Annotated in this window: 14 protein-coding genes; 3 read left to right on the top strand and 11 right to left on the bottom strand. The window is 68.8% G+C overall.

Annotation, left to right across the window (positions count from 1 at the left end):
* Window positions 1–13 precede the first annotated feature (13 nt).
* From EZE58_RS04775 to clpS, 9 genes are all read right to left on the bottom strand, one after another.
* Complete coding sequence (locus EZE58_RS04775) at window positions 14–1,759, bottom strand: ABC transporter ATP-binding protein (RefSeq protein ID WP_167559991.1); 1,746 nt, start codon at window positions 1,757–1,759, stop codon at window positions 14–16.
* A gap of 1 nt (window position 1,760) precedes the next feature.
* Window positions 1,761–2,570, bottom strand: coding sequence for an ABC transporter permease (locus EZE58_RS04770; protein ID WP_040341031.1), 810 nt, complete (start codon window positions 2,568–2,570; stop codon window positions 1,761–1,763).
* A 110-nt stretch (window positions 2,571–2,680) separates the two neighbouring features.
* A complete protein-coding gene (locus tag EZE58_RS04765; RefSeq protein ID WP_009374403.1) occupies window positions 2,681–3,628 on the bottom strand; it encodes an ABC transporter permease in 948 nt (315 codons plus the stop codon).
* A 12-nt stretch (window positions 3,629–3,640) separates the two neighbouring features.
* The gene (locus tag EZE58_RS04760; RefSeq protein WP_009374402.1) at window positions 3,641–5,143 is read right to left on the bottom strand and encodes an ABC transporter substrate-binding protein; all 1,503 of its coding nucleotides are present in this window, start codon (window positions 5,141–5,143) and stop codon (window positions 3,641–3,643) included.
* Window positions 5,144–5,310: 167 nt separating this feature from the next.
* Entirely contained in the window at window positions 5,311–5,916 is a 606-nt protein-coding gene (rdgB, locus tag EZE58_RS04755; RefSeq protein WP_009374401.1) for an RdgB/HAM1 family non-canonical purine NTP pyrophosphatase, read from the bottom strand.
* Window positions 5,913–6,638 carry a ribonuclease PH gene (gene rph / locus EZE58_RS04750; RefSeq protein ID WP_009374400.1) on the bottom strand — a complete coding sequence of 242 codons (726 nt, stop codon included), beginning with the start codon at window positions 6,636–6,638 and terminating at the stop codon, window positions 5,913–5,915. The genes rdgB and rph overlap by 4 nt, the downstream gene beginning before the upstream one ends.
* Window positions 6,639–6,676: 38 nt before the next feature.
* Complete coding sequence (locus EZE58_RS04745; RefSeq protein WP_009374399.1) at window positions 6,677–7,498, bottom strand: MBL fold metallo-hydrolase; 822 nt, start codon at window positions 7,496–7,498, stop codon at window positions 6,677–6,679.
* The gene (locus tag EZE58_RS04740) at window positions 7,495–8,070 is read right to left on the bottom strand and encodes a DUF2017 family protein (protein WP_009374398.1); all 576 of its coding nucleotides are present in this window, start codon (window positions 8,068–8,070) and stop codon (window positions 7,495–7,497) included. Before EZE58_RS04740 ends, EZE58_RS04745 begins: the two co-directional genes overlap by 4 nt.
* Window positions 8,071–8,073: 3 nt before the next feature.
* A complete protein-coding gene (clpS, locus tag EZE58_RS04735; RefSeq protein ID WP_009374397.1) occupies window positions 8,074–8,379 on the bottom strand; it encodes an ATP-dependent Clp protease adapter ClpS in 306 nt (101 codons plus the stop codon).
* Window positions 8,380–8,431: 52 nt separating this feature from the next.
* On the opposite strand from clpS, the gene EZE58_RS04730 reads away from it, so the two are divergent.
* Window positions 8,432–9,751: a nicotinate phosphoribosyltransferase gene (locus tag EZE58_RS04730; RefSeq protein ID WP_063250194.1), complete on the top strand. Its 1,320-nt coding sequence runs from the start codon at window positions 8,432–8,434 to the stop codon at window positions 9,749–9,751.
* 16 nt (window positions 9,752–9,767) lie between these two features.
* Here EZE58_RS04730 and EZE58_RS04725 read toward each other — a convergent pair whose 3' ends face one another.
* Both EZE58_RS04725 and EZE58_RS04720 read right to left on the bottom strand, forming a co-directional pair.
* Entirely contained in the window at window positions 9,768–11,552 is a 1,785-nt protein-coding gene (locus tag EZE58_RS04725) for a DEAD/DEAH box helicase (RefSeq protein ID WP_167559989.1), read from the bottom strand.
* Complete coding sequence (locus EZE58_RS04720) at window positions 11,553–11,807, bottom strand: DUF3039 domain-containing protein (protein ID WP_009374394.1); 255 nt, start codon at window positions 11,805–11,807, stop codon at window positions 11,553–11,555.
* A 31-nt stretch (window positions 11,808–11,838) separates the two neighbouring features.
* Between EZE58_RS04720 and EZE58_RS04715 the strand changes: the two genes are divergently transcribed.
* Window positions 11,839–12,354 (top strand): flavin reductase family protein, encoded by a 516-nt coding sequence (locus tag EZE58_RS04715; RefSeq protein WP_009374393.1) that lies wholly within the window; start codon window positions 11,839–11,841, stop codon window positions 12,352–12,354.
* Between the two features lie 113 nt (window positions 12,355–12,467).
* Window positions 12,468–13,139 (top strand): GNAT family protein, encoded by a 672-nt coding sequence (locus EZE58_RS04710; protein WP_009374392.1) that lies wholly within the window; start codon window positions 12,468–12,470, stop codon window positions 13,137–13,139.
* Window positions 13,140–13,256: the final 117 nt, after the last annotated feature.

Below are 13,256 nucleotides of genomic sequence, written 5' to 3'. Positions count from 1 at the left end.
TCGGCGTCTCGGCTCAGCCGGTGAGCGCGGCGGCCAGGGTCGGGGTCGCGGCGATGAGGCTCGCCGTGTACTCCTCTCGGGGTGCGGTGTAGACCTGCTCGGTCGTCCCCGCCTCGACGATGCATCCGTCCTTCATGACGATGACATCGGAGCACAGATGCCTGACCACGCCGAGGTCGTGGGAGACGAAGAGCAGGGTGAGGGCGTAGTCGTCGACGAGGTCGGTGAGGAGGTTGAGCACCTGCGCCCGGACGGAGACGTCGAGGGCGGAGACGGGCTCGTCGGCGACGAGGATCTGGGGCCGGGTGACCAGTGCCCGCGCGATCGAGATCCGCTGCCGCTGTCCGCCGGAGAACTGGTGGGGGTAGCGCCGCATCGCTGCGGTGTCGAGGTCGACTGCGGCGAGCATCGCCTCGACCTCGGCGAGGCGCTCGTCGCGTCCGATGCCCTTGGCGATGAGCGGTTCGGCGACGATGTCCTCGACCCGCGTCCGCGGGTCGAGGGAGGCGAAGGGATCCTGGAAGACGATCTGGAGGTCCTCGCGCAGACGGCGCAGCGCCGAGGCGGACGCCGACTCGACGGCGATGTCGCCGACGCGGACATGGCCGCTCGTCGGTCGGTCGAGACCGGAGAGGATGTTGAGCAGCGTCGACTTCCCCGACCCCGATTCGCCGACGATCCCGAGCCGCTGGCCCCGTGCCACCGTGAAGCCGACCCCGTCGAGTGCGCGCACCGGAGCCCGCCGCCGCAGCAGTCCCCCGGATCGGTAGAGCTTCGAGACGTCGGCGACCTCGATGAGAGGCGATGCATCCCGTCCGCGCGGCGAAGGGCCGTGGCCCGGCGGGTCCGCAAGGCCCTCCTCTGCCGCCGAGGCGGTCGTCGCCTTCCCGGCCGGCGTCCCCGATGGGTCTTCGCCCGGCCCCGTGTAGTCGAGTGCCGTGCGCAGGGTGAAGAGGTGCCCGTCGGCGTCGGTGGCGTCGAGATCGGAGGAGGCGAGCAGGCCCCGGGTGTAGGGGTGCTGCGGGTCGGTGAAGATCTCTTCGACCGTGCCGGTCTCGACGATGCGGCCCTGGTACATGACGATGACCCGGTCGCACAGTCCCGCGACGACGGCGAGGTCGTGGGTGATGAAGAGCAGCCCCGCCCCGACGGCGTCGACCCTTTCGGCGATGAGGTCGAGCATCTGCTTCTGCACCGTGACGTCGAGGGCGGTCGTCGGTTCGTCGCAGATGAGCAGCCGCGGGGCGTTGGCGAGGGCGATCGCGAGCATGACCCGCTGCCGTTGCCCTCCGGAGAGCTGGTGCGGGTAGGCCAGGCGGGCGCTCTCGGGAGCGGGCATCCGCACGTCGCGGAGGAGTTCGAGCACCCGTCCGGGGACCTGCGCGCGGGGGACGCCGCCGTGGAGGCGCAGCGCCTCGGCGATCTGGTCGCCGACCCGCATGAGCGGGTTGAGCGCGCTCATCGGCTCCTGGAAGACCATCGACACGAGATCCGCGCGCATGCGGGCCAGCCGCTTCTCGCTCGCGGTGAGGACGTCGCCGTCGAAGCCGGCGAGGCGGATCGTCCCCGTCGCGTGGAGTTCGTCGGGAAGCAGTCCCATGATCGAGGCCGCGGTCAGGGACTTCCCCGACCCCGATTCGCCGATGAGCCCGACCCGCTCCCCCGGGACCAGCCGGAGAGAGACGGAGTCGAGGACCGGTTCCCCGCTTCCGGCCGGGGTGATCGTGAGGTCGGTGACGTCGACGAGGGTCTCGGTCATCTCAGCGCACCTCCATCTTCGGGTCGAAGCGGTCGCGGAGTCCGTCGCCGAGGAGGTTGAAGCCGAGGACGGCCACCGCGATGGCCAGGCCCGGCCACAGCGCGAGTTCGGGACGGGTGGCGAGGAACTGCTGGGACTCCTGGAGCATCCGCCCCCACGAGGGCACCGGCGCCTGGGTGCCGAGGCCGAGGAAGGAGAGCCCCGCCTCGGCGAGGACGGAGATCGCGAACGTCACCGACGCCTGGACGATGACCATGCCGGCGATGTTCGGCAGGACGTGGACGACGGCGATCGCGGCGGTGCCCCGGTTCGCGGCGCGGGCGGCCCGGACGTACTCGGAGCCGAGCACCTGCATCGTCCCCGACCGGGCGACACGGGCGAACCCGGGGATGGAGGCGATGCCGACGGCGACCATCGCCGGGCCCGTCCCCGGCTGGTAGACGGCGGCGAAGATGATGGCGAGCAGAAGGGCAGGGAAGGCGAGGAGGATGTCGTTGGCGCGCATGATCAGGGCGCCCAGCCACTGACCCCACGGGTACTGGGCGAAGACCGCGGCGAGGATCCCGATCGGGGTGCCGATGAGCAGGGCGATGCCGACGGCGACGACGCCGACCATGAGTGTGATCCGTGCGCCGTACATGATCCACGTAAGGGTGTCCCGGCCGAAGCGGTCGGTGCCGAGGGGATGGGCAGGGCTGCCCGCCTGCAGCCGGGCTGCCGGGTCGACGGCAGCGGGATCGTAGGGTGTCCAGACGAAGGAGACGAGGGCGAGGAGGACGACGAGGGCGACGAGGACAGCACCGATGATCATCGGCGCTCCGACACGTCTGCGCGGACGCCGTCCCCGGCCGCGGGCACCGACGACATGCTCGGCGGCCGGGAGGCCGTCGGCGTGGACGCGGTCGCGTGGGTTCGTCGCGCTCATGCGGCAGCCCTCAGTCGCGGATCGACGACCGGGTAGAGGAGGTCGACGACGAAGTTGATGAGGAGCACGAGCACGATGAGGACCATGACGATGCCCTGGACGGTGACGAGGTCGCGGTTGGATACGGCTCGCACGAGCTCGGAGCCGATGCCGGGGAGGACGAAGATCTGTTCGATGACGACGGCGCCGACGAGCAGGGTCGCGAGCTGGACCCCGGCGACGGTGATAACCGGGATCGCCGCATTGCGCAGTCCGTGCCGGAACAGCGCCCGGGTCCGGGTCAGCCCCTTCGCCCGGGCGGTGCGGATGTAGTCCTCGCGCATGACGTCGAGGACGGCGGAGCGGACGTAGCGGGTGAGGATCGCCGCCTGGACGAGGGCGAGGGAGACGACGGGGAGGACGAGGCGGGCGAGGAAGCCGCCGACGCCTTCGATCGGCGCCATCCACCCCTGGGAGGGGAACCACCCGAGGGTGAGGGAGAAGACCATGACGAGGAGGATCGCGGCGAGGAAGCTGGGGATCGCGATCCCGATCTGGCTGAGCGCCGAGATCGTCGCCCCCACCCAGCTGCGCTGCTCGAGGGCGGCGAAGGTGCCCAGCGGCACGGCGATGAGCACGGCGACGATGATCGCCGCGACGACGAGGATCGCGGTGACTTGGACGCTGTCGACGATGACCGGGGTGATCGGGGCGCCGGTGACGTAGGACGTTCCGAAGTCCCCGCGGACCATCCCGCCGAGCCAGTCGAGGTAGCGCACGAGCGCCGGCTCATCGAGGCCATAGCGGGACTCGAGCTCCGCCACCGCCTCAGCGGTGGCGTTCGTCCCCAGGGCCACCTGCGCCGCATTGCCCGGCAGGACGCTCATGAGGGCGAACACCGCCACCGAGGCGACGAGGAGGGAGAGGAGGAACTGGACGAGCCGACCGAGGACGTAGGCGATCATGGTCGGGACAGGTCAGTTCCAGCTGAGGTCGGCGATGCGGAAGGCATCCGAGACGCGGTTGACGGGGATGCCTGCGACATCGGCCTTGGCGACGACGAGGTTGGGGAAGAGGAAGAGGAAGTCGGCGGCCGCGTCCTCGGTGATCGTGCGCGCGATGTCCTTCATCCCGGAGATGTACTCCTCCTCGGTGCCCGTGTCGGCCTTCTCCGCGAGCTCCCTGATCTTCGCATCGTCGTAGCCGGTGTAGTAGTCGGAGGAGAAGACGGTGAGGATGTCGCGGGGTTCGGCGTGGTTGATCACCGACATGTCGTACTCGTGCTTCGTGAAGGTCTTGTCCAACCACACTGCGGGGAACTCCTGCGTCTCGATCTTCGCGGTGAGACCGACCTCGCTCAGCTGCGAGGACACGATCTCGGAGATCGCCTTCGCGTACGGCAGGTTGGGCACGGTGAAGGTGAACTCCTCGCCGGTGAGCCCGGCGTCGTCGATGAGCTGCTTCGCCTTCTTGGGGTCGTAGGGCCACACCCCGGTGAGATCCTCGTAGTAGGGGTCGGTCGGCGGGACCATCGATCCGATGAGCTCTCCGTATCCGGCCCATGCGGTGTCGAGCACGGCTTTGCGGTCGATCGCGTACATCACCGCTTCACGGGCGCGCTTGTCCTTGAAGATCCCGTCGGCGTTGTTCATCGTCAGCACGACCTCGCCGTTCGTCGTGCCCGAGATGATCTGGTAGTCCGCGCTCTGGAAGTCCCCGGCGAGTTCCGGGGCCTGGAGGTTGGAGACGACGTCGATCTCGCCGGACTTCAGGGCGTTCGCGGCGGAGACGGCGTCCGTGAAGTACTTGAACTCGACGTTCTTCACCGCCGGCGCCTCGCCCCAGTAGTCGTCGCGCGCGACGAAGTCGATCGACTGCCCGCGCGTGAACTTCTCGATCGCGTACGGTCCCGTGCCGATCGCCTCGTTTGCGAGGTCCTCGGTGCCCTCGGTGTCGAAGACGGCCCCGATGAGTGTCGTGAGGTTGAACAGCCACTGGTTCGACGGTGTGGCCAGCGTGATCTCGACCGTGGAGTCGTCGGGAGTGGCGATCGAGTCGACGACGTCCATCTTCGCCCCGAGCGCATTCGTCCACTCGTTCTTCGCTCGCTCGTAGGAGAACTTGACGTCCTCGCTGGTGAGGTCTGCTCCGTTGGAGAACTTCACTCCCTCGCGGAGGGTGAAGGTGTACGTCTTCCGATCCTCGGACACCGTCCAGTCCTCGGCGAGCGCCGGTTGGATCTCACCGGATTCGTCGAGGCGGACGAGGGACTCGTAGACGTTCTCCATGAGGGCCTCGGGGATCGCGACCCCCGAGGTCGAGGTGAAGTCGAGGTTGACCGGTTCGGCGGTGAAGGCGATCGCCATCGAATCGCGCTGCTCGTCCGATCCGGGATCGGAGGCGCCCGCCGAGCACGCGGAGAGGACGAGGGTGAGGGCAGCGGCGGCTGCGACCCAGAGGGCGGTGCGCGGAGACTTCATGGTTCACCTCGTAGTTCGGGACGCCGATCGGCTCGCTCAGTCTAACCGACACGGCAGGGCGCGAATGTGTCCCGTGTCACATCCCGGGCCGCTCACCGTGAACGGGGCCCGGTCCTCGGGGCGGATGCCGGGTCAGCGGCCTGCGGTCGCCGAGGCGGGTGGCGGTCTCAGAGTCCCGTCTGCTCGGCGAGGATGCCGGCGAGGCCGTCGAAGGCGATGCGCCGATGCGAGCGCGCGTTCTTCTCCTCCGGGGTCATCTCGGCCGCGCTCTTCTCCGAGCCCTCGGGGATGAAGATGGGATCGTAGCCGAAGCCGCCGTCCCCACGCGGTGCGGTGGCGAGGCGGCCGGGCATCGCACCCTCGGCGACGAACTCGCGCCCGTCAGGGGTGACGGCCGCGGCGGCGCAGCGGAACTGCGCTCCCCGGTGTGCGGCGTCGATGTCGCGCAGCTGGGACAGCAGCAGCTCGAGGTTCGCCTGGTCGTCGCCGTGGCGTCCTGCCCATCGGGCGGAGAAGATCCCCGGCGCCCCGCCGAGGACGTCGACGGCGATCCCGGAGTCGTCGGCGATCGCGGTCAGCCCGGTGGCCGCCGCGGCGGCATGGGCCTTGATGAGCGCGTTCTCGGCGAACGTCACCCCGGTCTCCGGGATGTCCCCGAGCCCCGCCTCGGCGGCGGTGCGGACCTCCGTGCCCTCACCGAGGACAGGGAGGAGGATCGCGAGGAGCTCGCGCTTCTTCTTCTCGTTGTGGGTGGCGAGGACGAAGGTCGTCATCGTCCCAGCGCCTCGCGCTGAAGCTCGGTGAGGTCGGCGCAGCCCTTCGCGGCGAGGTCGAGCAGCGAGGAGAGCTCGTCGCGGTCGAACGGCGCACCTTCGGCAGTGCCCTGGACCTCGACGAACTTCCCGGAGCCGGTCATGACGACGTTCATGTCGGTCTCGGCGGTCGAGTCCTCGACGTAGGGCAGGTCGAGGAGGGGCTGACCGTCGACGATGCCGACGCTGATCGCAGCGACCGAATCGGTCAGCGGCTGGTGGGCGGCGGGAATGAGTCCGGACGAGCGGCCCTTGTCGATCGCGTCGGCCATGGCGACGTAGGCACCGGTGATCGAGGCGGTGCGGGTCCCGCCGTCGGCCTGGAGGACGTCGCAGTCGAGGACGAGGGTGTTCTCCCCGAGCTTCGTCATGTCGATGACCGCTCGCAGGCTGCGCCCGATGAGGCGGGAGATCTCATGGGTGCGCCCGCCGAGCTTGCCCTTGACGGACTCACGGGTGCTCCGGGAGTCGGTGGCGCGCGGGAGCATCGCGTACTCGGCGGTCACCCATCCGCGGCCCTGCCCCTTGAGCCACCGGGGGACGCCTTCGGTCAGGGACGCCGCGCAGAGCACGCGCGTGTTGCCGAACTCGATGAGGGCCGAGCCCTCGGCGGTGGTGATCCAGTTCCGGGTGATCTTCACCTCGCGGAGCTCATCGGCTCCTCGTCCGTCTGCGCGCGCCATGGTCCTCTTTCCTGTCTCGGTCTCGGTTGCGGTGGGGCTCACACGCTCCACCAGGCTTCGGGTTTCGCGAGTTCGATGGGGCCGCGGTACTCCCCCGCGGCCTCTCCGCGCACGATCGTGCAGTCCGTCCACACGGGGATGTGCGTGAGCACGAGGGAGCGGACGTCGGCGTCGGTGGCCACACGACCCGCGCGCTTGCCGGTGAGGTGGACTCCGCGGGCGGAGTCCCTGCCCTCCTGGAACGCGGCCTCGCAGAGGAAGAGGTCGGCCCCGCGGGCGGCTTCGACGAGGTTGGCGCACTCGTCGGTGTCAGCCGAGTAGGCGATGACGGATCCGGTCGCGTCCGTGATCCGCACGGCGTAGGTCTCGACGGGATGGTCGACGAGGAAGGTCTCGATGGTCAGCGACCCGATCTGCCAGACCGATCGGTCGTCGAGGTCGATGAACTCGAACGCGCGGGAGAAGTCGGTGTCTTCGCAGCCGTCGGCGGACGGGGCCTTTCCGGGATCCGTGTGATAGGCGCGGGTGAGTCGCTCCTCTGCTCCGGCCGGGGCGTAGACGGCGGTGCGGGTGCGGATCGTGCCGGTGTCCGTGACGTCTCCGGAGAAGAAGCGCGGGTCGTAGCTGTGGCGGACGTAGAACCCGAGCATGTCCATGCAGTGGTCGGGGTGGAGGTGGCTGAGCACGACAGCGGTGATCGAGTCGAGGTCGACTGCTCGCTGCAGAGGGCTGAGCGCTCCGGAGCCCAAGTCGAGGACGATGCGGGTCGGCTTCTCCTCCTCGGTCTCGACGAGGTAGCAGCTGGCGGAGGAACCGGGGCCGGGGAAGGAGCCGGCGGTGCCGAGGGCGGTGAGTTTCATTCGTCGTCATCCCCTTGCATCTGCGCGAGCAAGGTCATCGTCAGTCGGTCCTGAATCCAGGTCAGGAAGTCGTACAGGGTCAGGGTGAGCTCTTCGGACTCGTCGAGCTGGTCGCGGTGGGCGTACTTCTCCTCCTGCGCCTCCTCGGTGTCGATGCCGAGGCGGACAGCGAGGACGAGCCGAAGGTCGTTGAGGCCCTTCATCCACGCGAGCACCTCGTCATGGCTGAGCGTGATCGCCGCTCCTCGCCTCAGCCCGGCGACGATGATGCGGACGTTGTGCGCCTTCGCCTGGGCGAGGTCGAACTCGGTGAGCCGCCGGAACTCCTGCGAGCGTTCGTCGTCGAGGGGGTCGACATCGGGGAAGAGCCGCAGCAGCGCCGGATCGTCGGGGCGAGGGCGCTCGACGAGGCCGAGCCGGGCTTCCCAGTTCTCCGAATCGGGACGACCGTCCTCCCCCTCATCCTCGGCGAGGAGGGCGGCGAGGTCGGTGAAGACCGTGAGCATGAGTGAGCGTTCGTTGTCCTCGAGTCTGAGGACGACGTCGTCCCCACGAGCGTCGATGGCTGCCATGCCTCAGTCTGATCCTGATTCTGGTTGGCACGCGGCCCACAGACCGTATTCGTGCATCGCCTGGGTGTCGCGCTCCATCTCCTCGCGTCCTCCGGTGGCGACGACGGAGCGGCCCTTCTCGTGGACTTCGAGCATGAGCCGGTGAGCCTTCTCCGCGGAGTACCCGAAGTAGGACTGGAAGACGTAGCTGACATAGCTCATGAGATTGACCGGGTCGTTGAAGACGACGGTCCTCCACGGCCTGGCCGGATCCACGGCGGTGCGGACGCCGACGTCCGGCTCCAGAACAGGGGTCGTTGGATTGCTCACGTTTCCACAATACGGCAGATCCGTGATGCTGTCGTGACGTAAGATCACGCCTATGAGTGATCTCACACGCACCGATTCCACTGCGTTCTTCACCGATCAGTACGAGCTGACGATGGTGCAGGCCGCCTTGAGATCGGGCGCTGCTCACCGGCCCAGCCTCTTCGAGGTCTTCGGTCGCAGCCTTCCCGCCGGACGCCGTTACGGCGTCGTCGCAGGCACGGGACGCATCCTCGAGATGCTCGAGGACTTCCGCTTCGACGAGGAGGAGCTTGCGTTCCTCAGCCGTGAGCGCATCGTCGATGCCGCGACGATCGACTGGCTGGCGAACTACCGCTTCTCGGGAACGATCCGGGGCTACGCCGAGGGCGAGATCTACTTCCCGGGCTCCCCGCTGCTCACCATCGAGTCGAGCTTCGCCGAGGGTGTCATCCTCGAGACGCTCATCCTCTCCGCGCTCAACTACGACTGCGCGGTCGCCTCGGCGGCGTCCCGGATGGCGCAGGCCGCCGGCGACCGACCGGTGGCGGAGATGGGCGGGCGTCGCACGAACGAGCATGCGGCAGTGGCGGCGGCCAGGGCCGCGGTCATCGGCGGCTTCTCCTCGACGTCGAACCTCGCTGCGGGACTGCGGTACGGACTGCCGACGATCGGGACCTCGGCGCATTCGTTCACCCTCCTCCACGACTCGGAGCGCGAAGCCTTCGCCGCGCAGCTCGAGTCGCTCGGCACCGATACGACCCTCCTGCTCGACACCTACGACGTCGAGGAGGCGCTCAAGACGGCGATCGAACTCGCCGGCCCCCGCCTCGGCGGGGTGCGCATCGACTCGGGCGACCTCATCGAACAGGCGAGCGAGGTCAGGGCGGGCCTCGACCGCCTCGGCGCGAAGGACACGACGATCACGGTCACCAGCGACCTCGACGAGTACGCGATCGCAGCGCTCGCCGCCTCCCCCGTCGACGCCTACGGCGTCGGCACTCGCGTCGTCACCGGCTCGGGCGCACCGGCGGCGGGGCTCGTCTACAAGCTCGTCGCGCGCGCCGACGAATCGGGGACGTGGACGGCGGTGGCGAAGAACTCGACGGGCAAGCCCTCCCGGGGCGGGCACAAGGAGGCCAGGCGCCTCATCGACGGTGCGATCGCCGTCGAAGAGGCCGTCGGCATCCCCGACCTGCCCGATGACCTCGACGACGGACGGCACCTGTCGGTCGACCTCGTCGTGGGCGGGGAGATCGACCGGTCGTTCACGGGGGCCGGCGGAGTGAAGAAGGCGTGTGCCCGCCATGACGAGTCCCTGGCGGAGCTGCCGCGGTCGGCCAGGCGCCTCCAGGACGGGGAGCCGGCGATCCCGACGGTGTTCTACTCGGGCTGACTCACTTCCGGCCGGCTCACTTCTGGCCGACGAACCAGCCCTGGAGCTTCTTGATCCGCGCCTGGATCTGCTCGCGGGTGGCCTGGGCCACCGCAGGTCCTCCGCACGCCTTGCGGAGTTCGACGTGGACGGTCTTGTGCGGGGTGCCGGTGCGCCGTGACCAGGCGCCGACGAGGCTCTGGAGCTGGTTGCGCTCCTCCTTCATCGCCCGGTGCTCGAGTTCGCTCGTGTGGACCTCGGCGGCAGGAGGCGGTGCGGCGGCGGTCTTACGCTGGGCCTGCTTGGCCTGCTGGGTGCGCAGGAGTTCGTGGACCTGTTCGGGTTCGAGGAGGCCGGGGATGCCGATGAAGTCGAGTTCGTCCTCGGAGCCGATCGCTCCGCCGGTGCCGAACTCGCCGCCGTCGTAGAGCACCCGGTCGAACAGCGCCTCGGCACCGAGCGCCTCGAAGGAGCCGAGCTGATCGGAGGCGCCCTCGTTGCGGTTGGCCTGCTCGAGGGCCTGATCGTCGAAGACGACGACGTCGTTCTCATCCTCGTTGCGGGGCCGGTCGAGGGCGTGGTCGCGTTCGACCTCCATCGAGTTCGCGAGCGCCAGGAGGATCGGCACCGAGGGGAGGAACACGGAAGCGGTCTCTCCGCGTTTGCGGGCGCGGACGAAGCGTCCGATGGCCTGGGCGAAGAAGAGCGGGGTCGAGGACGAGGTCGCATAAACCCCGACGCACAGGCGGGGAACGTCGACGCCCTCGGAGACCATGCGCACGGCCACCATCCAGCGGTCGGTCGAGTTCTGGAACTCCTCGATGCGCGCCGAGGCGCCCGCCTCGTCAGAGAGGACGACGGTGGGCTTCTCCCCCGTGAGCTCGCGCAGCACCTTCGCGTACGCGCGAGCGGCATCCTGGTCAGTGGCGATGACGAGACCGCCGGCGTCGGGGACCGTGCGCCGGACCTCGGTCAGGCGCATGTCCGCGGCTTTGAGCACGGCGGGGATCCAGTCGCCGGCCGGGTCGAGGGCGGTGCGCCAGGCCTGGGAGTTGATGTCCTTCGTCGTCTCCTCGCCGAGGACGTGGGACATCTCGTCCCCGGCCTTCGTCCGCCACGACATGGCCCCGGCGTAGGCGAGGAAGAGGACGGGCCGGACGACGGAGTCCTTGAGTGCCCGGCCGTAGCCGTAGGAGTAGTCCGCGACCGAGGTGCGGATGCCCTCGGCGTCGGGGGCGTAGGTGACGAACGGGATCGGCGAGGTGTCGGAGCGGAACGGGGTGCCCGTCAGCGACAGGCGGCGCACGGCCGGGCCGAAGGCCTCGCGGACCGCGTCACCCCAGGAGAGCGCATCACCGGCGTGGTGGACCTCGTCGAGGATGACGAGCGTGCGCCCGGCTGCGGTGCGGTTGTGGTGGAGGACCGGCTTCGCGGCGACCTGGGCGTAGGTGAGGGCGACACCGTGGAATCCGGGGGCGTGCTTGCCCTGGGAGTTCTTGAAGTGCGGGTCGAGTTTGATGCCCACGCGCGCGGCGGAGTCCGCCCACTGGACTTTGAGGTGCTCGGTGGGGGCAACGACCGTGACGCGGTTGACGACGCGCTGGGCGAGGAGCTCAGCGGCCAGACGCAGGGCGAAGGTCGTCTTGCCCGCACCCGGGGTCGCGACGGCGAGGAAGTCCTTCGGCTGATCCCGGAAGTAGAGTTCGAGGGCCTCGGCCTGCCACGCGCGCAACTTGCCGGCCGTTCCCCAAGCGGCGCGCTCGGGGAAGGCCGGTGAGAGCTGTTCGGCGGCGGAGGTCCCTGGGAGACGTTCCGCGGCCATCTACTCCTTGGGTCCTTCAGGCATCGATTCGAAGATCTCCTTGCACTTCGGGCAGACAGGGAAGCGCTCGGGATCCCGCGTGGGGACCCACACCTTTCCGCACAGGGCGATGAGCGGCGTCCCGGTGACCATGGATTCCATGATCTTGTCCTTGGGAGCGTAGTGGCTGAACCGCTCGTGGTCGCCCGGTTCGACGAGCTGTTCTGTCTGCTCGCGCTCGATCGTGGCTGAACCGCCTGAAGATGGATAGGTCATGGCTCCATTGTAGTTCCCTAGAATGAGAACCATGGATCGGTCCCACGAGTATTCGCTCACAGAGCGCTATCGCGAGCTCAGCGACGACATCGCCGCGGCCGTCGCCGTGGTCTCGGCCAAGCGAGGCGGTGCCGCGCACGCGATCACCGTCGACTCGTTCCTCGACGTCTCCTACGATCCGCCGACGATGGCGGTGAGCGTCTACTCAGGCTCGAGGATGATGGAGACCTTGGAGATGACCGATCACTTCGCGATCTCCGTCCTCAGCGCCGAGCAGCGCGACATCTCGGAGCGTCTCGGCGCTTCGGGGCAGCCGCTCTACGGTGCCCTGTCCGGCATCGACACCTTTCCGGGTCCGCGGTCGGGTCAGCCGATCCTCAGTCGTTCCGTCGCGTGGTTCGAGCTGCGGATGACGGAGATCGTCCAGGTCGCCACGCACAGTCTCGTCGTCGGCGAGGTGGTGGCCTTGGGGGCCGGGCCAGGAAGCGGTCAGCTGCAGCCGCTCCTGCGGTGGCGCAAGGCCTACGGCACGATCGGCCGTCGCTGAGGACCATCACCGGGAAGGCAGCTGGCCACCGGCCTGTGGGTGGGTCACCGCGGCGGGCCACCGTCCTGAGCGTGAGTAACCGCGCCGGGCTTCCGAGCCCCTAGACTTCCGGTATGGACCTCGCTGAGATCTGGCCGCCCTTCGGCCTCCGCATCACGACCGGAGACATGGAGCTCACACCGACGCGGGAGGCGGATCTTCCGGAGCTCGCCGAGATCGCCCGCGGCGGCGTCCGCCGAGACGGTGTGCGGGCGTTCCTCGTCGATTGGGACTCCGGCACCGACGAGGAGATCGGCCGGTCGATCGCTCAGTATCAGTGGGGGACGCGCGCGAACTACTCCCCCGGTGACTGGACCATCGAGTTCACCGTCCGCGTCGACGGACGCGTCGTCGGCCTGCAGGGGGCGAGCAGCACGGACTTTCCGAAGACGCGGTCGGTGAAGACCGGGTCATGGCTGGCGCGGTCCGAGCAGGGACGCGGGTACGGCACCCGGATGCGCCGTGCGCTCGTGACCGCCTTCGCTGATCATCTCGGTGCCCGCACGTTCCACACCGGGTATGTCGAGGGCAACGATGCGAGCCGGCGGGTGTCCGAGAAGCTCGGGTACTCCCCCAACGGGGACTTCACGATCGTCGTCCAGGGCGGTGAGGCGTGCACGGAGCATCAGATGGTGCTGCGTGCCGATGACATCGTCCACGACGATGCGGTCGAGGTCGCCGGCGCCGAGGCGGTGCGCCGATTCCTCGGAATCACCGACGAGAAGGCTGACTCGCAGCGGTCGTGAATGAAAAAAGGAGGGGATCCTGCCCCAAGGACAGGATCCCCCACCAACAATTATTGCGGCAGTCACTTACTCTCCCACAACCACCAAGTTGCAGTACCATCAGCATGACATGGGCTT

The sequence above is a fragment of the Brevibacterium sp. LS14 genome, assembly GCF_012027885.1.
Taxonomy (GTDB): domain Bacteria; phylum Actinomycetota; class Actinomycetes; order Actinomycetales; family Brevibacteriaceae; genus Brevibacterium; species Brevibacterium casei.
The sequence above is the reverse complement of the archived record's forward strand: the minus strand, read 5'-3'. Positions and strand labels throughout refer to the sequence as shown.